Below are 18,567 nucleotides of genomic sequence, written 5' to 3'. Positions count from 1 at the left end.
GCCATTGTTATAACCCGTTATTAACAGTTGCTAGCGAGTGTAGCACGCACGATGAACCCAGAGCTACAGCAAAGCGACTTACTGTGCGTCAAAGCAAATGCCATTGTCGTGTTTGCTGTCATCACCCATTAAATAAAGGTACGTTGGCATAATTTCGGTGGGTGTTTTCAGGCTCTTAGGGTCCTCAGCAGGGTAAGCTTTTGACCGCATGCTGGTTCGTGTTGCACCTGGATTAATGACATTCGTGCGTAGCTTTGTACCCTCGTATTCGTCGGCGATAACCTCAGCCATGCCCTCAGTCGCAAACTTGCTGATAGAGTATGCGCCCCAATAAGCTCTACCTTTGCGTCCAACACCTGAAGACGTAAACACCAGAGATGCATTCGGTGCTTTCTCCATAACCGGTATCAGCGCCTGAGTCATTGCAAACTGACCCGTCACATTGACCTGCATAATGTCATCCCAGCTGTCTTTTTCAATGTGAGTAAACGGCGATAAAATGCCAAGCAAGCCTGCGTTATGCAGTACACCGTCGAGCTGACCAAACTGTTCTTGAATAGTAGCAGCCATGTCTCGGTAATGAGACGGTGTGGCGCCTTTTAAGTCTAATGGGATAATAGCCGGCTGAGGGTATCCTGCTTCGACAATCGAGTCATAAACAGCCTCCAGTTTTTCAACAGTGCGACCGAGCAATATGACAGTAGCGCCGTGTTTCGCGAAGGTTATTGACGCCTCTTTACCAATGCCGTCGCCTGCGCCTGTGACTAAAATAACTTTGTCTTTTAGAAGGTCCGGGGCGGCTTTGTATTCGTGTACGGTTTTAATTTTCATAACTGTTTTTTAATACCATTGGACTGTGGTCGGGTGAGTAGGCTATTGTAACGATATTCGAATAACTTCTCAGCAAACGAACGAAAAATCGTTAAAAAGCCTTTAATCTTATTTAATACAGGTGTATAAATTTCGTTAAGAGAAGGTACAGAATAACAAAACATAAAAAAGGATTGGGGATACCTCATGAAGAAATTACTACTCCCATTGGCAATCGGTTCGGCTCTGAGCCTTGTAGGTTGCGGAAGCGGTGACGAAGCACCTATTACGGAAAACGAAGTGAATGTCGCTGCAACACGTGTTGTGTTCGACCCGTCGAACGGTGAAATACCAGCGCCGACGAATATTTTATTGAGCGGTAGTGTTGATGGCACGTTAAATATTCCGGTCGCTGACCCAAGTGATACAGCTAACCCGCAGGTTGCTATTAACGGTTTAGACGGTTGGGGAACGCACTCAACTCTGGCGTTTAATTTTTCTTTACCTGTTGATCAAAACGGCGAGCAGGTATCTGTTGATCCAGCCAGTGTGGAAGCCCAGGGAGCTGTTCGGGTATTCAAAACGGTTCAAGGTGGAACGCCCGTCTCTGAAGGTTGCGCTGCAGCTAATCCAGCCGCTGTTTGTGCGGTAACTGAAGAGTTACAGCACGGTACTGACTTCACGGTTAAAGCGACCGGTGCAGGCAGCCTAGCGGTATTGCCTCTTCGTCCTTTGGAGTCGGCGACCGGTTATTTAGTTGTTTTAACGGATAACATTCAAGATTCTTTGGGTCGTCGTGTCAAAGCGTCACAAACCTACACGCTGATGAAAGAGCCTGTTGATGAAGCTCCAGCTTCTGATACGGAGTCGGGCAGAAGCTTGCAAGCGCTGGTTAATAGTTATGAAGGCGCGTTGGCACAGTTCGGTGTAGACCCTGAAGACGTCATTTACAGCTCAAACTTTACGACTCAGTCTGTCGGTGATGTTTTGGGAATGACTAAAACCTTGTTAGGTCAACAAATTGCTGCCGGTGCGCCGCCAGTAATGCAAGCTGCGCCGCAGGGAGTTACTTTAGATGTAGTTCTTTCTGGTGCGGGTATTACTGACCCAACAACGTTAGCCGTTGCATCGGCTGCAAAAGTATATGGGGGCCAGGTTGATCTTCCTTACTATTTGCCTGTTCCAAGTGCAGAAAACCCTACTGCACCAGTTACTGGTCGTTGGACGGCGAAGTGTGACAGCCCTGTTACCATTGTTGGCGGCATTGAGAGTGGTCAAATTCCTGAAGGGGCTTTAGGTTTGGGTATCACTCAAGATGCTATTGCTGCTGACAAAGCTGGTGTTATTCGTTCAATTGTAGAGGCATGTGTTGCCTCAGAGAACGGTATTGATTTACCGGGGGTTGATGAAGAGCGTCACTTAACAAAATACAATCCAGTGCCAGAAGTTCAGGACACTGAAACAGTTAATGCGTTCGTGACTATCCCTGACCTGGCAACAGCAAATGCGGTACGAGGACAGCAAGGTCTTCCAGCACTTGAAGAACCGGCTAATGGCTGGCCTGTTGTTATTTTCCAGCACGGTATTACAGGCTCGAAAGATAATGCGGCTGCAATTGCTGGTACGTTGGCGGTAGCGGGTTATGCAACAGTGGCAATTGACCACCCATTACACGGTGAACGTGGTTTTGACGTGAATGGCGACGGTGAACTTGATATCACAGCGACAGGCCCAGCAAACGCAACCACGTATATGAACCTAAGCAGTTTGCTTACTACTCGCGATAACCTGCGTCAGTCAATTACTGACTTAGTCTCGCTACGTGTAAGCCTAAATAACTTTATGGCAGCAGACGGCGAGCAGATTGATGGCACAGATGTCCACTTTATTGGTCACTCTCTAGGTGCAATTGCCGGAACTGGTTTTACAGCTTTAGCTAACACCTCATTTGGCGAAGGGCATCCACTGTCAGCGATTGACGGTATGTTTAGCGTTCAGGCCTCTAGCTTAGGCATGCCAGGCGGTAGCTTAGCAAACTTCCTGCTAGCCTCTGAGAGCTTCGGTCCAACAATTAAAGCAAGCCTGCTTTACTCATCGAATGCGGAGTTTAAAGCTGCCGCTGATCAAGCTATTGCCGGCGGCGCAACGCTCGAGGAGTTCTATGCTGGCTTCATGGAGCAAGCTCCAGCTGAGCAGGTGGCTCAAATTAACGCGACTTTCGAACAGTTTGCTTTCGCGGCACAAACCGTCGTTGACTCGGGCGACCCTGTTAACTACGCAAGTGATGTCGTCGCTTCAGAGACGCCTGTATTTATGATTGAAGCAATTGGTGATTCGGTTATTCCTAATGCAGTGGAGAACAAGCCACTTGCGGGTACAGAGCCTCTGGCTGCGTTGCTCGGTTTAGAGGGGATCTCCGAAACCACCGATCCTGATGGTAATGCGGTATCTGGCATTGTCCGCTTTGGTGGTGACGCAGAGCACGGTTCACTGGTTGACGCAGGTCCTTCTGCGGCAGTTACTGCTGAGATGCAACAACAAATTGCCTTCTGGTTTGCTTCAGACATGAAGCAGTTACCAATCAGAAACGAAGAAGTGGTAGAATAACCTCAGGTTATTGAAAACTTGTTATTCAAAGGCCGGCAGTTATGCTGGCCTTTTTCGTATTGGAGAGGTGTATGGAGTTTCTGATAGATATTGGTGCGTTTTTATTAAAGGCGGCCATTATTGTTATTGCTGTAGGCTTTATTATTGGTTTGCTGGCACAAGCGGCTCAAAAGCAGAAGAAAAGTAAAGGTGACTTACAGGTAACAGACCTGTCGAAAGAGCTAAAGGACCTTAGCGAGCATCTCAAGTTAGAGTTAATGGACAAAAAAGCTCGCAAGAAAGCGATGAAGGCGTTGAAAAAGAAAAAGCCAGCAGAGGACAAAAAGCGGCGCCTTTTTGTGCTGGACTTTAAAGGCAGCATGGACGCTAAAGAAGTCGATAACTTGCGTCAGGAAGTGAATGCCATTTTGCAGTTAGCAACCGAGAAAGATGAAGTTCTCGTCCGTTTAGAAAGCGGAGGTGGGGTTGTTAATGGTTACGGGTTGGCTGCTGCGCAGTTGCAACGCATTAAGTCTAATGGGCTTACGCTTAACGTTGCCATTGATAATGTGGCCGCCAGTGGTGGTTACATGATGGCTTGTGTCGGTCACAAGCTTTTAGCCGCGCCGTTTTCCTTTATTGGCTCTATTGGTGTGGTGGCACAAATACCGAACTTCCACCGTTTCCTGAAAAAGCATGATGTCGATTTTGAGCAATTAACAGCCGGTGAGTATAAGCGCACCTTGACGTTATTTGGTGAGAACACCGACGAAGGCCGCCGTAAATTTAAGCAAGACTTAGAGGCAATTCACCGCCAGTTTAAGGCATTCGTTCAAGAGAACCGTCCTGAGCTCGATATTGATAAGGTTGCCACGGGCGAAGTTTGGTCAGGTCAGGAAGCAAAAGAACTTGGTCTGGTAGACGAGGTGACAACGAGCGACTCCTGGTTACTTGAGCAACATAAAGCGTTCAATGTATTGCAACTTAATTATGTGGTGCGTAAACCCATGAGTGAACGTTTCGCAAAAGGCCTTTCAATGGTCATTCAGACGTTAAAGTCGTCGTTGACGCGTTCAGATATCGCACAATAAGAGCTGTTAAACGCCGCTTACAATAACAAAGCTGCGCAGCTAACAACTTTTTGGTAGTCTAACGCAGTTTTTAAGAATGAATAATAAAGGACGCTTATGAGCGAAAAGAAAAAACTCAGCCTGACAAGCCGCATTGTTATCGGCATGGTCGCTGGGATCATTCTCGGTACAATCATTCGTTACGTGGCCGGCGACAATGCGTGGGTGTCATTGTATTTAACCAATGGCTTATTCGATGTTGTCGGCCAAATATTTATCACGTCACTGAAAATGTTGGTCGTGCCATTAGTGTTTGTCTCACTTGTGGTGGGAACTTGCTCGTTGAGCGACCCGAGTAAACTTGGGCGCTTAGGCGGTAAAGCCGTGGGCATGTACATGATAACGACCGCTATCGCCATAAGCTTTGCCATATTCTCGGCAGTGTTAGTGCAGCCGGGCTCTGGTATTGAGCGTTCTTCAGAGGCGTCTTTTGAAGCCAATGAAGCGCCATCTATTAGTGAAGTGATTATTAATCTATTCCCGGATAACCCAATTAATGCCATGGCAGAAGGTAACATGCTGCAAATTATTGTATTTGCGCTGTTATTCGGTATTTCGATGGCATTAGTCGGTAAGCCTGGTGAGCGTCTGAAAGGCTTCTTTGACGACTTAAACGCCGTGATCATGAAGTTGGTTGTCATACTTATGGCGGTTGCGCCTTATGGTGTGTTTGCGCTAATGGCGAAGCTATTCACTGAAATTGGCGTAGAAATGATAGGCAGTCTGGCCAAATACTTCCTGTTAGTACTCTTTGTGCTGATTGCTCATGGCCTTATTGTATACCCACTGTTTATGCGTGTACTGGCTCGTGTCAAACCGGGTATATTCCTTAAGAAAATGCGCGATGCACAACTGTTTGGTTTTAGTACAGCTAGCAGTAATGCGACTATGCCGATTACGCTGGAAACAGTGACCCGCCGTTTAGGTGTCAGCAATAGCGTTGGGTCGTTTACTGTGCCATTAGGTGCCACCATTAACATGGATGGTACTGCGATAATGCAAGGCGTGGCGACAGTATTCATTGCTCAGGTCTACGGTTTAGACTTAGGTATTGCAGAGTACTTAATGGTTATTATGACGGCGACTCTGGCGTCTGTTGGTACCGCTGGTGTACCGGGTGTTGGCTTAATTATCGGTGTTGATCGCCTACTTGATATGACCCGAACTGCGGTTAACGTCACTGGTGACGCAATGGTCAGTACCGTTGTTGCTCGCTCAGAAGGGGACTTTGATGAAGAAGTCTACTATGACGAGAATGCCGGTAAGAAATTAGAAGAGCTTTAAGTAAAGCCGGCGTGCGCATTAGGCGTACGCCGGAACTCCTGAATGGAAGCGTAACTCAGCGTCTTTCGAACGAATCAACTCAGCCTCCCACTCTCTGAACTGGTTAACTCTGTCACTAATATCGGTTTCACTGAGCTTTTGTGCAAGCTCCAGGTAGTCTTGATAGTGGCGAGCTTCTGAACGCAGTAATGACACGTAAAAACGGGCTATGTCTTCGTCCAGGTAAGGTGCCAAGGCCGCAAAGCGCTCACAAGAGCGAGCCTCAATGAGTGCCCCAATAATCAGCTTATCAATAAGTGCTTCAGGCTCGTAAGTTCTGACCTTTTGCAGCAACTGTTTTGCATAGCGTGATGCCGTGAGCTTCTTCAATGGAATGTTCCGCGCTTCCATAATTTCATAAACTAGCAGAAAGTGATGAAGCTCCTCACGTATTAAACGCGACATGCGATCAATAATGTCGTCAGCAAAAGGTTGTGACTCTGCCGCTTTTAACGCATGAGATAACTGCTTGCTTTTCTGCACATCGTTTAAGTTACCAATACCTCTGTAGACGAGATCTTCATATGGCTGTAGTGCATCCAGAATCAACTGTCCATGACTGTCTGACACCGCATAGCGTCGCAATAACAAAGCGGCGCTCTGAGCTGCTTTTAGCTCACAATGGAGGTGATCGAGCAAAATGATGGGCAAGTTTTCTGCTTTCGCAGCTTCTTGTATCCACTCATCGGGAGTTGTGCATAGTAAAAACTCATTAATGGGTTCAAGAAGCGGTAAATAGGGCGAAACAACAGCGGTATTCAAAACGGACATTCCCCAATTAAATTGATTAAAAATGTTAACAAAAGTGAACTAAACTTATATCAAAAGTACTTGACAGTGTTAGTTTAGTGCTGAATATTAGTCGTATGGGTGAATTTTTCAGCGGTACCTGAATCTAATAATTATAACGTATTTACGAATTGGGCGGTATGACCGCGTGTTACGGGGAAGGTGAAGTTATGATACTGAATCATATTTGGGGTTTGTACGCACACCCGGTTCAAGAGTGGAAGACAATAGACAGTAAACGCGAAAGCTTTATGTATTCGTGTTCACATACTCTGTTAGTGGCTATATTGCCATGCCTGGCTGCGTTTTATGCCTCGGCAAAAATTGGTTGGAGCGTGGGAGCTCGAGAGTCTATTTACCTTGCCGAAAACAGTGCGGTAATGCTCGCTGTCGCAATGTATGTAGGCATTATTGCTGCAACTTTTGCTTTAGCCTATTTAATTTACTGGATGGCAAAAACCTTTGGAGCGGATCCTAGCTATACCAAGTCGCTGGAGCTTGCCGCTTATGCAGCAACACCGGTTATTATGTCGGGGGTTGCAGCACTGTACCCTGAACTTTGGTTTGTGGCCTTGGTGTTCCTGGGTGGTGTCGCGTATTCAGTTTATCTACTTTATTCAGGTTTGCCGGTTATTATGCATATTCCTGAAGAGCGCGGCTTTATATACGCGAGTTCAGTCGTTACTGCCGGCTTAATTGCCATGGTGGTACTGATGGTAACAACCGCTATTCTCTGGACAAATGGCTTCGGGCCGGAGTTTGTGTCAGGTTAATAGAAGCATTTAAGTTCAATAAAAAAGCTCGGATACCATGAAGCATGGCCCGAGCTTTTTTGTATTTAAGGACAGACTTTTACTTCTTAAGGTAATGGCCTGCCAGACAAGTTACCGGCGCAGCAGTTGGCTTACCGTGTTGCCAGTCACCACCTTCAACACCGCTGCCAGCAATGTCGATATGGATATAACTAAGTGGGCGTGAGCTATCAATGCCGTGGTTATCCAGGCCGGAAACACCAACCAGAAATGCCATTGGGAACTGGTGGCCTCGTGGCGTTGTTGCTGACGGACCATTATTGGATGACAACAAGTCATCACATAAGGTACGGCCCTTCACAAAGTCAAAATCTTCACGACGCGACCAGGAAATTTCAGTTGGATCGCCATAGGTTTCACCGGCGTCAAATAACGCGTCCGGTAATTTTTGACGACGAGCGTGACCATTAGGAACCAGTGCGCTGTATGGGCCTTTCGCTAATGCCGCATGTCCGGTCAATGTCGCGACGGTATAGAGTTCGTGCTCACCGTCAGCCTGTGCAGCCTCTTCACGTAGATGAGACAGCAGGTCAGCCATTATTAAGCGACCTTCAGCGTCAGTATTACCGATACGAACACGTTTGCCGCTGTGGCCGGTAATAATTTCGTCGGCGACAAAAGCGTCAGAGCCAATGCTATTGCGAACAGCACCAATCTCGGCGACGACATTCAAATGCTCAGGCTGCAACTCGGCAACGGTTTTCATAAAACCGGCAACACCCGCAGCACCGCCTTTGTCACGACTCATACCTGCCATGTGACCACCGGTTTTTAAATCTGCACCACCGGTGTCATAGACAATGCCTTTACCGGCAAACATAACGGTGCGTTCAGGCTGACTGCCATGATATTCCAAACGAATGACGCAAGGGCGATGGCGCTCAACAGCCATCGATGAACGGCCAACAGCTGCCAGTAACGGGTACTCATGTTGTAACTGCTGAGAGTCGTCGATAACGCTGACTTTCACCGGTGTATGCGCGAAAGCCTGACGGCAGTATTCTGCAAAGCGGGGTGGCGCCATGCGCTCAGGCTCCGTACCTGCTAAGTCGCGGGCAACACGCTTGCCTGCTTCAACAGCCATGGCCCAGTCAGCATCGAGTTCACCAACCAAAGTCACGTTTTCTGTTGGCTCAATCGCTTCTTCGCCATGCGCTTCACGCGCTTCTAACGGTTGATACAGTGACTGACAGACACCTAAGTAGGCGGCTAAGAAAGCCTGCTGGTAGCGGGTATCATTGATATCAACATTATTTAAGGCAATAACCGGATGGCGAGCACCGGCGTCTTGGGCAATTTTTGCCGCTTTATGTGCCGCATCGAAGACTTGGCGAACGTCGTCGAAGTCTCGGTTAAGTGGTCCTGTTGGTGCCGTTACTAAGCGCTGACCAGGAACACCTTCAGCCTGGAGCAGTAATACATCGCTACCAACGCGCTGATCGGTTGTTTTCGCTTGTTGAATTTTTTCAGCTAATGCTGAGTCATCAATAGTGTCAAAGTGACCGATGACAATCAGTGCGTCAGTGCCGTCTTTTGAATAAGCGTCAGCAAGTGAGCTGACTACGTCTAATTTTGGAAATGCCATAAATACCTCACTTCTAAATGGTTAAGCGCGACGCCAGCGAGTGCCTTCAGGACCGTCTTCTAATTCAATACCCATGGCAGTTAGCTCGTCACGAGCTTCGTCTGCTACGGCCCAGTTTTTTTCTGCACGCGCATTGTTTCGCTTGGCGATAAGCGCTTCAATTTTGGCAACGTCGTCATCGTCGCCTTGAAGAAACTGGTTTGGATCACGTTGCAGTAATCCCATAACCTCTGCAAATTCTTTTAAAATGTACGCAAGCTGTGCTGTTTTTTCTGAGTCACTGTCGCGGTGACGGTTAATGTCACGAGCAATGTCAAATAGCACACTCATGGCTTCCGGTGCGTTAAAGTCGTCATCCATGGCGCTCTGGAAGTTCTGCCAGTAGTCACGTCTTAACGCTTCAGAAGCCTCTTTCGGCTCAATATCCCGCAATGCGGTATACAAACGCTCAAGCGCTGAGTGGGCCTGGTTCAAATTCTCTTCGGTATAATTCAATTGTGAACGGTAGTGGCTCGACAGTAAGAAATAGCGAACAGTTTCCGCATCATAGGCTTTTAATACTTCGCGGATAGTGAAGAAATTGCCTAAAGATTTCGACATTTTTTCGTCGTCCACCTGCACCATGCCACTATGCATCCAGTACTTCACATAGTCTGAATGGTTGGCGCAGCAGCTTTGCGCAATTTCATTTTCGTGGTGAGGAAAGGCCAAGTCTGACCCGCCACCGTGAATATCGAAGGTGGTGCCTAGGTGCTTTTTGTTCATGGCCGAGCACTCAATATGCCAGCCAGGGCGGCCCTCACCCCAGGGCGATGACCAAGCAGGTTCGCCGGCTTTCGCTGCTTTCCACAAGACAAAGTCAAGCGGGTCGTCTTTTTCTTCATCGACATCGACTCGAGCACCAGACTGCAGTTGTTCTAAGTCCTGACGACTGAGCTTGCCGTACTCTTTGAACGTCGACACATCAAACAAAACGTCGCCACTGTCGGTTTTATAGGCATTACCACTGTCGATAAGATCCTGGATCATTTTCAGAATCTCATCCATGTGTTCAGTAACTTTGGGTTCAATGTCCGGACGCAGCAGATTTAACGCATCGAAGTCTTCATGCATCGCATCGATAAAGCGTGATGTTAATGCGTGAAAGTCTTCGCCGTTCTCCGCTGCCCGTTTGATGATTTTGTCGTCGAGATCAGTAATGTTACGGACATAGCTGACGTTATAACCCAGCTTGCGCAAATAGCGCACGACAATATCAAAAGCAACGTAAGTGCGGGCGTGACCAATATGGCAATAATCGTATGTTGTGACCCCGCAAACATACATGCCAACGTGCCCCGGCTGAATAGGCTCGAATGACTCTTTCTTGCGTGTCAGGGTATTAAAAAGGGTGATTGCCATAATGAAATCTCTTAATTCTCTGCCGATACGAATGAAAATAAAGCGCCTATGATACCACCGATGCCTTGGCTCTGGTACACTATCGGCTGGTTTGTTACAGGAAACAGGTAGAAAAAATGCAGGTCATTTTACACACAAATTTTGGCGATATTACCTTAGCAATGCATGAAGATACGGCTCCAAAAACAGTCGATAACTTTTTGCAATACGCGCGTGACGGTTTTTACGACGGCACCATTTTCCATCGAGTGATTAATAACTTCATGGTTCAGGGCGGTGGTTTTGAACCGGGTATGAAACAAAAAGAAACGCGCGACAATATTGAAAACGAAGCACCAACCGCGAAACCTAACGTTGTTGGCTCGGTGGCAATGGCCCGCACGCCGGATCCGCACTCTGCGTCTTCGCAATTCTTCATTAACGTGAATAACAACGACTTTTTAAACTTCCAGAATGAAACACCAAACGGTTATGGCTATTGCGTGTTTGCAGAAGTCACGGACGGTATGGATGTTGTAAATACCATCAAAGAGGTGAAAACCGGTTCAGCAGGTTTCCATCAGGACGTGCCTGTTGAAGATGTTGTTATCGAAAAAGTCTCTGTTAACGACTAATAATGACGACTGCGTTCATCGCTGACTTACATTTAAGCCCTGGGCGTCCGGACATTCTGGACGCCTTCGCGAACTTTTGTGAACAAAGCACTGGTTTAGAGGCTCTCTATATTCTGGGGGACTTGTTTGATGCCTGGCTTGGCGATGACGACAGCAGTGAATTTGCCTTTCAAATAAAGTCTCAGATTAAGCGTCTCAGTGACTCGGGTGTAAAAATCTATTTCATGGCAGGCAATAGAGACTTTATGGTTGGCGAGCGATTTGCCACTGAAACCGGTATAACCTTACTGCCAGACGAAACCGTTATTAACCTTTATGGTGAACGGGTTTTACTGATGCACGGTGATACTCTGTGTACTTTAGATAAAGGCTATTTGCGTTACCGGCGAGTCATTCAAAACCCGGTAGTTACCGGAGTTTTACGAAACTTACCACTGTCCTGGCGTATGCGTATTGCCAATAAACTAAGGCAAAGCTCAAACAGCCAGCGGCCTCAATTAACTGCTGAGCAGTTGTATCAAATGGATGCTCAGCACCCTGCGGTGTTGCAGGTAATGGAAAAGCACCAGGTGAATCAACTTATTCACGGGCACACTCATCGACCCGCCATCCACTGTTTTAAGTTGAGCGATGGCACGCCGGCAAAACGTGTTGTTCTGGGCGACTGGTATACTCAGGCCAGTGTTTATCGAGCTTCTAAATAGCGTTAAGCAATAAAAAAGGGAGCTAAATAGCTCCCTTATTACTTAATGATCGAAAAGCCTTAGTCGTTAAACTGCTTTCCAAAGAAAGAATCTTCCAACCACTGTGGGCGTTGCGCTGCGTTCGCAATTTCTTCGCCAATAGCAAAGTTGATATTAGTAAAGCGCGCGCCTGCTTCATAGTTAATATCGAGGTTAAGTCCGTCACTCGGCTTATGGTAATGTTCAGCGAAGAACGTACCCCAAACTTCGCCGCCGTCTTCACCCTCGGTACGAGAGTTAAAGCCAGTCATTAAGAATACGGCAGGTATGCCTTTCTTAACCAATGTGTAGTGATCTGACCGGGTAAAAATAGCTTGCTCTGGCATAGGATCCGGGCTTTGCGCAGTATCGTATTTTTTAGCCGCTTTGCTAACTGTTTCTCCAAGCGTTGAATGCGATGCACCAAAGGCAACAACGTCAGCAAAGTCATAAAGCAATACCGGCATATCCAGGTTCACGTTAGCGACGATGCTGTTTAACGGAACGGTTGGATTATTGGCAAAGTAATCAGCGCCTAATAAGCCTTTCTCTTCAGCAGTTACTGACAAGAACATAATAGAACGTTTGAACTCTTTGTCTGACTCGACGAATAAACGGGCTGTTTCGAGCATGACAGACACGCCACTGGCGTTATCCATAGCACCGTTATTAATGTTGTCTTCGCGGCTCATGTCTTTAATGACACCAATATGATCGGAGTGGGCAGTGTAAACAACATACTCGTCTTTAAGCTTTTCATCAGAGCCTGGTAAAACAGCGGCAACGTTCGGGCTGCTAATTTCTTCATGGCGAGATTCACGTTTTAGAGTCACTTTCCCGTCTAATTCAAAACCTTTTGGTGAAAAGTCCGGGTCTTCCTGAATCTTTGTGAAAATTGCTTCTAATTCCGTTGGTGCGTTCGCAAACAAACGTTTGGCTGGCTCGTCATCTAAATAAGCAGACCCACTAATTTGCTGCTCCTGACCTTTAGGAAGTCCGTTTGGTCCTAGCCAGGTCATACGAGGTGTTTTCGTATAATAAACACTGGTTTCGTATTTGCGGACTTCTTCGCGCATCGGCGTATGCAAGGTAATAATACCGATAGCGCCTTTTTCGCGAGCGATGTCAGACTTAATGTTAGACAGGTGAGCGCCTTCTTCACTGGGTAAAAACTCAGGGCGCCCTGTTAACATGACGACAATTTTGCCTTCAACGTTTAAGCCTTCGTAATCGTTAAGACCAAACTCTGGCGCTTCCATACCATAACCAACGAATACCAAAGGTGCAGATACCTGGTCTTGCTCGCTGTAATGGCTTGGCCCGGTAATAAACTCTTTCGGGAATTCGAATTCGACGGCTTCACCATTTACTTCGTAAGTCATTGACGCACTATTTTCTTTTAAGGTGCTTTTACGAAAGGGAATACGCTGATAGTAGGTGCCATCATCGCCGGCAGGCTCTAAACCCAGGCGTTTAAATTCAGAAACTATATAGTTCGATGCAATTTCATGGCCTTCGCTGCCGGTTTGGCGGCCTTTAAGATCGTCGTCAGCTAAAAACTCAAGGTGTGAGCGAATGTTGGCTTCTTTTGCGCTGACATCAACGGTTTGCGACTGAGTTTCCGGTGCTCCGCAAGCGGCAACAAATAGACTAAGCGCCGCGGGTGCAAGGATACGAGAAAGTTTCATGAGCTGTCCTCTGATTGTAGTTGTTCTCGAGAATCGAATTGATTGTACCTGAGCGAGCACTATTCAACCATAGATTCTCAGCAAAAGAGTGTTGCAAAATGTTCCTGATTTACGTAATGTTATAATATAACATAATCAAGAAGGGCGATTTGTCATGAAGCTGAATACATTAACTTTAGCTATTCTCGCTGTTTCATCGACGGCATTAGCGCAAGACCAGGAGCATGAGCACCCGGATCCCACCGAGGTTATCACCATAACAGCTAACCCGTTGGGAAAAACGGCATTAGAGTCGACTCAGCCGGTCAGTATTATTTCTGGTGATGAGCTCAAGCAAAAACATTCGCACAGCTTAGGGGAGACCTTATCTTCTGAGCCAGGAATTAATAACACGCACTTTGCTAATGTGGCGGGTAGCCCTATCGTGCGTGGGCTTGGTGGTCCACGCGTCAAAATAACGCAAAACGGTTTAGATACCGGTGATGTCTCGCGCGGAAGCCCCGACCACGCAGTGACAACCGAAACCAGTACTGCGGAGCAAATAGAGGTTCTGCGTGGCCCGGCAACACTTCTATACGGCAGTGGTGCTATTGGCGGGGTTATCAACGTTGTCGATAATCGTATTCCGAGCGAACCGGTTTATGGGCTGCAAGGTAATGTGAATGGCTCACTGTCGTCAAATAACGACAACAAAGAAGCATCGTACGACCTACAAGTAGGTAATGGCACCTGGGCATTATATACCGATGCATTTATTAGAGACGCCGAAGACTATGAAACGGCCTCGTTTATTAATGATGAAGGCGAACGTGTTGACTCCATTGAAAACAGTTTCGTTGAGGCACAGGGCGGCACCTTGGGTGTGAGCTATCAGTTTGATAATGGCTTTGTTGGACTGTCTTATCAAGGACTGTCGCAGGACTATGGTATTCCGGGACATGGTCATCATGAGGAAGGGGACGAAGAAGAGCACTCTGATGAAGTTCATGAAGAAGAGTCTCACGAAGCTCATGGTCCTTATGCAAATTTAGAGCAGGATCGCATTCAGCTTGCGGGTCAATGGAGAAGTCCTTTCAGCGGTATTGAGCAAGTGGATTTCCGAGGCGCTATTACCGACTATCAACACCAGGAAATCGAAGAAAATTTCGTCGCAACCCAGTTTGAAAATCAGCAAAAAGAAGTTCGCTTAACGGCACGTCACCAAGAATTAGCGGGCTGGTCTGGTGCTATTGGTTGGCAGTGGGACATTAATGACAAGTCAGCGATTGGTGAAGAAGCCTTCACACCGGATACTTCCCGCAGAACGCAAGGGCTTTTCTGGGTGGTTGAGCAGGAATTTGGTGATCATCATGTTGACTTAGGTGCACGTTATGAACGTACGTCGTTAGCCAGTGACGACTGGAAGCTCAATACCTTCAGCGCGGTTTCGGCATCGGCGGGCTACTTGTACCACTTTGATAAGCATACGTCCGTATCCGTTAATTTAAGTCACGCTGAACGGGCACCCAGTGGCACTGAAGTGTTTTCCAATGGTAACCACTTTGCGACTCGAACCTATGAGTTAGGACTTGGCTATGAACTGCATAAAGAAGAGTCGGGTGAGTATCATATAGAAGCCGCTGAACATCGTATCGAAACCGAGCGTTCAAACAACCTGGACCTTGGTGTGCATTATGAAACAGATACATTCCATGCGAATTTTAATGTGTTCTATAACCGTGTTGATGACTTTATTTATGATGACTTTGTTGGCATAACTAGTGAGCAGATTCATGGCGATGACGATCACGATGAACATCAGGGAGAAGAACACTCTGAAGAAGATCACGCTCATGCCGAAGCCTTACAGGTAGTTCAGTTTAATCAGTTAGATGCGGAGCTTTACGGTTATGAGCTTGAGCTAGATTGGCAATTAAGTGACGCTTGGTCAGTCCATAGTTTCAGTGACTACACACGTGCGAAACAGCGTGACGGTGGTAATTTAGCTCGAATTCCGGCTCAACGTCTGGGAGCTGAAGTGCGGTATCAGGCACAAAGTTGGGATGGCTCTTTAGGTTATACCCGCTACTTTTCTCAGGACAATGTGGCTATAAATGAATCAGAAACGGATGCTTACGGGCTGTTAAATGCACGCGTAAATATGTATCCAAACTGGTTAGCGAATTACGGTGCAACCCTTTACTTGAAAGGTGAAAATTTAACGAATCAGCTTGGTTTAGTGCACAGCTCATACTTGAAAGAAGACGCACCGGTAATGGGACGTCGGTTCCAAGCTGGCGTATCTATTACATTTTAATGAAAGCAATAGACCGTCACTGATATTCAGTGGCGGTGTTTTCCCGTCAATTCATCGCACAGTCACCGACATTTTATAGTGAGTTTGCTATCATTGTTAACAGTTGTTTAACAAACCACTTTAAGGTAGCTGTTTTGTCTCTCGCATCTCGTTTTCTCACCACTTTTGTTGGTGCCTGTATTGTTGTCTTTAGTTCGTCTGTGTACGCAGAAAAGTTAACCATAGAGCGCTTGTTTAGCGCGCCGTCGTTGGTTGGTGAAAAGCCGCGGTCATTGCGTTTTGCGCCTGGCGACAATTACTTGTCGTACTTAAAGGGCAGTGAAGCGAACCCGGACCGTTATGACTTGTGGCTATACGACATTAAAAAAGCAGAGCACACACGACTGGTTGCGGCGGACGATCTCAATTCCAGCTCACAGGAGTTATCGGAAGAAGAGAAAGCACGTAGAGAGCGTCAGCGTATTAGCGGATCCGGTATTATTGAGTACAGTTGGTCAAAAAGTGGTGATGCCATATTGTTTCCTTACAACGGCGATATTTTCTATTATTCAGTAAAAAATACTGAAGTGACTCAGTTGACTGAAACGGAAGCTTTTGAAACCGATGCCCGTTTGTCCCCAAAAGGGAACTTTGTTTCTTTTATTAGAAATCAAAATCTTTTCTATATCGACTTAGCTACTGGAGAAGAGACGGCAGTAACTACTGCTGGTGGTGGGTTAGTTAAATACGGCATGGCGGAGTTTGTTGCGCAGGAAGAGATGAAGCGCATGACCGGTTACTGGTGGGCGCCCGACGAGTCAGCGATTGCTTTAACGCGTGTTGACGAAAGCCCTGTGCCAGTAGCGACCCGAACTGAAATATACGCTGATACCGTTAAGGTGATTAAACAGCGTTATCCGTTTGCCGGTGCAGAGAACGTCAATATTGATTTGGGAGTGTACCAACTTGCCGATGCTTCCACGCAATGGCTTGGTTTAGATGAATTGGGTGACGGGTATTTAACCCGGGTCAATTGGCTGAATGACAGCGAGAGATTGAGTTACCAGTGGCAAAGTCGAGATCAGCAACGTCTGGACTTACGTCTTTTTAATGTGGATACCGAACAGCAACAGATCTTGGTTGAAGAAACCTCGGATACCTGGATAAACCTTCATAATGACCTCTACTTCCTGGAAGACAATAACCATTTTATTTGGGCGTCAGAGCGCAGTGGATACAAGCATTTGTACCTTTATAGACTCGATGGCTCATTAATTCGCCAACTAACATCAGGTGACTGGATGGTCGACGAGCTGGAAGCCGTTGACGAGAGTACCGGTATTTTGTATTTCACTGCTCGTCGCAAAAGTCCGCTTGAACGTCATTTATATCGTGCTCAGTTAAATAGTGGCTCAAGTAACAACCCAACGCAGATCACGCAACGTGAGGGTATGCACGATGTTGAGTTCTCCTCGACGTTCCACCGCTATATCGACACATTTTCATCGCCAGAGCAGCCCGTACAAGTCAGTCTGCATGGGCCTACGGGCGAACGACAGGCTTGGCTACTGGAAAATAAAATTGATAAAGGCCATCCGCTTGCTAACTACCTGCGCGACTGGAATTATCCAGAATTTGGTCAGTTAACCGCTGAAGATGGACAGACGTTATATTACAAAATGACCAAGCCGTCGGACTTTGATAAAGCCAAGAAATACCCCGTTATGGTGTACGTTTATGGTGGTCCCGGGGCGCAGCGTGTAACCAAAAGTTGGGGAAACCATTTTGTTCAATACATGACACAACAGGGCTTTATTGTTTTTACGTTAGACAATAGAGGGTCTGATAACCGTGGAAAAGCGTTTGAAGCGCCTATTTATAAAAACATGGGCTCGCCGGAAGTAACAGATCAGGTAACGGGAGCGACGTTCCTTAAGTCTCTGCCTTACGTTGATGAGGATCGCATTGGCATTTATGGTCACAGCTATGGCGGCTACATGACGTTGATGGCGATGTTTAAAGCACCGGAGCACTTTAAAGCGGGCGTTTCAGGAGCGCCGGTAACAGACTGGCGCTTGTACGATACCCATTACACTGAGCGTTTTATGGGCATGCCTGATGAAGGTGAAAACTATGAGGCTGCGTCGGTGTTTCCATACGCAGATGGTCTTAAAGGTGACTTGTTGATGTACCACGGAATGGCCGATGACAATGTATTATTCACGCACAGCACCAAACTCTATAAGCAATTGCAGGACAATGAGCAGCCATTTGAAATGATGAACTACCCGGGCAAAAAGCACTCCATTAACGGACGTCATACAAAAATTCATCTCTACTCGATGATCGCCCAATTTTTTCAACAAACCATTGGCGAACAATAGGTTATAATATGCGCATATCCTTCTCGAAAGAGTTCTCAACAAAGGAGTGGTTATGCGCTTTTTATCTCGCCGTTTAGTAATGCCTAATGATCTTAACTTCGCAGGTTCGCTGTTTGGTGGCCGTATTCTGGAGTGGATTGACGAAGAGGCTTACATTTTTGCCAGCTGCCAGTTAGGCGCTAAAAGCCTGGTAACGAAACACATTGGTGCTATTACTTTCGAAACTTCAGCATTTCAGGGCGACGTCGTTGAGTTTGGTCTGGAGGTAAAAACAGTAGGGCGGACTTCGTTAGCCATTACTTGCTTAGTGCGTAACAAGCATACCAAGCAAAATATCTGTACAGCTGACGATATTGTCTTTGTTCATATTGACCCTGAGACTCGTAAACCAACGGCTCACGGTAAAACGAAGGACGAACTGGACGATTTTGCAGGGTCGCTATAAGCA

14 protein-coding genes are annotated in these 18,567 nt (G+C 46.8%); 9 read left to right on the top strand and 5 right to left on the bottom strand.

Features of this window, described 5'->3' with window-relative positions:
• Window positions 1–78 precede the first annotated feature (78 nt).
• Complete coding sequence (locus BLT32_RS03335) at window positions 79–831, bottom strand: YciK family oxidoreductase (RefSeq protein WP_053952878.1); 753 nt, start codon at window positions 829–831, stop codon at window positions 79–81.
• 186 nt (window positions 832–1,017) lie between these two features.
• Between BLT32_RS03335 and BLT32_RS03330 the strand changes: the two genes are divergently transcribed.
• The 3 genes from BLT32_RS03330 to BLT32_RS03320 all read left to right on the top strand — a co-directional run bounded on the left by BLT32_RS03330 (window position 1,018) and on the right by BLT32_RS03320 (window position 5,810).
• A complete protein-coding gene (locus BLT32_RS03330; RefSeq protein WP_053952877.1) occupies window positions 1,018–3,417 on the top strand; it encodes a VolA/Pla-1 family phospholipase in 2,400 nt (799 codons plus the stop codon).
• Window positions 3,418–3,488: 71 nt separating this feature from the next.
• Entirely contained in the window at window positions 3,489–4,487 is a 999-nt protein-coding gene (gene sohB, locus BLT32_RS03325; RefSeq protein WP_053952876.1) for a protease SohB, read from the top strand.
• Window positions 4,488–4,583: 96 nt separating this feature from the next.
• Window positions 4,584–5,810: a dicarboxylate/amino acid:cation symporter gene (locus BLT32_RS03320; protein WP_053952875.1), complete on the top strand. Its 1,227-nt coding sequence runs from the start codon at window positions 4,584–4,586 to the stop codon at window positions 5,808–5,810.
• A gap of 18 nt (window positions 5,811–5,828) precedes the next feature.
• Here BLT32_RS03320 and miaE read toward each other — a convergent pair whose 3' ends face one another.
• A complete protein-coding gene (gene miaE, locus BLT32_RS03315) occupies window positions 5,829–6,611 on the bottom strand; it encodes a tRNA isopentenyl-2-thiomethyl-A-37 hydroxylase MiaE (RefSeq protein ID WP_053953004.1) in 783 nt (260 codons plus the stop codon).
• Window positions 6,612–6,808: 197 nt separating this feature from the next.
• Between miaE and BLT32_RS03310 the strand changes: the two genes are divergently transcribed.
• A complete protein-coding gene (locus BLT32_RS03310) occupies window positions 6,809–7,411 on the top strand; it encodes a Yip1 family protein (RefSeq protein ID WP_053952874.1) in 603 nt (200 codons plus the stop codon).
• A gap of 79 nt (window positions 7,412–7,490) precedes the next feature.
• Here BLT32_RS03310 and BLT32_RS03305 read toward each other — a convergent pair whose 3' ends face one another.
• Window positions 7,491–9,035, bottom strand: a complete 1,545-nt coding sequence (locus BLT32_RS03305) for a M17 family metallopeptidase (protein ID WP_053952873.1) — start codon at window positions 9,033–9,035, stop codon at window positions 7,491–7,493.
• A 21-nt stretch (window positions 9,036–9,056) separates the two neighbouring features.
• The gene (cysS, locus tag BLT32_RS03300) at window positions 9,057–10,436 is read right to left on the bottom strand and encodes a cysteine--tRNA ligase (RefSeq protein WP_053952872.1); all 1,380 of its coding nucleotides are present in this window, start codon (window positions 10,434–10,436) and stop codon (window positions 9,057–9,059) included.
• A 116-nt stretch (window positions 10,437–10,552) separates the two neighbouring features.
• Between cysS and BLT32_RS03295 the strand changes: the two genes are divergently transcribed.
• Together BLT32_RS03295 and BLT32_RS03290 are read left to right on the top strand one after the other, a co-directional pair.
• Window positions 10,553–11,050 (top strand): peptidylprolyl isomerase, encoded by a 498-nt coding sequence (locus BLT32_RS03295; RefSeq protein WP_053952871.1) that lies wholly within the window; start codon window positions 10,553–10,555, stop codon window positions 11,048–11,050.
• Window positions 11,051–11,052: 2 nt separating this feature from the next.
• Window positions 11,053–11,754 carry a UDP-2,3-diacylglucosamine diphosphatase gene (locus BLT32_RS03290; protein WP_053952870.1) on the top strand — a complete coding sequence of 234 codons (702 nt, stop codon included), beginning with the start codon at window positions 11,053–11,055 and terminating at the stop codon, window positions 11,752–11,754.
• A gap of 59 nt (window positions 11,755–11,813) precedes the next feature.
• On the opposite strand, the gene BLT32_RS03285 is transcribed toward BLT32_RS03290, so the two are convergent.
• The gene (locus BLT32_RS03285) at window positions 11,814–13,460 is read right to left on the bottom strand and encodes a M28 family metallopeptidase (RefSeq protein WP_053952869.1); all 1,647 of its coding nucleotides are present in this window, start codon (window positions 13,458–13,460) and stop codon (window positions 11,814–11,816) included.
• 154 nt (window positions 13,461–13,614) lie between these two features.
• On the opposite strand from BLT32_RS03285, the gene BLT32_RS03280 reads away from it, so the two are divergent.
• The 3 genes from BLT32_RS03280 to BLT32_RS03270 all read left to right on the top strand — a co-directional run bounded on the left by BLT32_RS03280 (window position 13,615) and on the right by BLT32_RS03270 (window position 18,564).
• Window positions 13,615–15,756 (top strand): TonB-dependent receptor, encoded by a 2,142-nt coding sequence (locus tag BLT32_RS03280; RefSeq protein ID WP_053952868.1) that lies wholly within the window; start codon window positions 13,615–13,617, stop codon window positions 15,754–15,756.
• 134 nt (window positions 15,757–15,890) lie between these two features.
• A complete protein-coding gene (locus BLT32_RS03275) occupies window positions 15,891–18,119 on the top strand; it encodes a S9 family peptidase (RefSeq protein ID WP_176764940.1) in 2,229 nt (742 codons plus the stop codon).
• Window positions 18,120–18,171: 52 nt separating this feature from the next.
• A complete protein-coding gene (locus BLT32_RS03270; RefSeq protein WP_053952867.1) occupies window positions 18,172–18,564 on the top strand; it encodes an acyl-CoA thioesterase in 393 nt (130 codons plus the stop codon).
• Window positions 18,565–18,567: the final 3 nt, after the last annotated feature.

This window comes from Idiomarina zobellii, from assembly GCF_900100855.1.
GTDB classification, from domain to species: Bacteria; Pseudomonadota; Gammaproteobacteria; order Enterobacterales; family Alteromonadaceae; genus Idiomarina; species Idiomarina zobellii.
The sequence above is the reverse complement of the archived record's forward strand: the minus strand, read 5'-3'. Positions and strand labels throughout refer to the sequence as shown.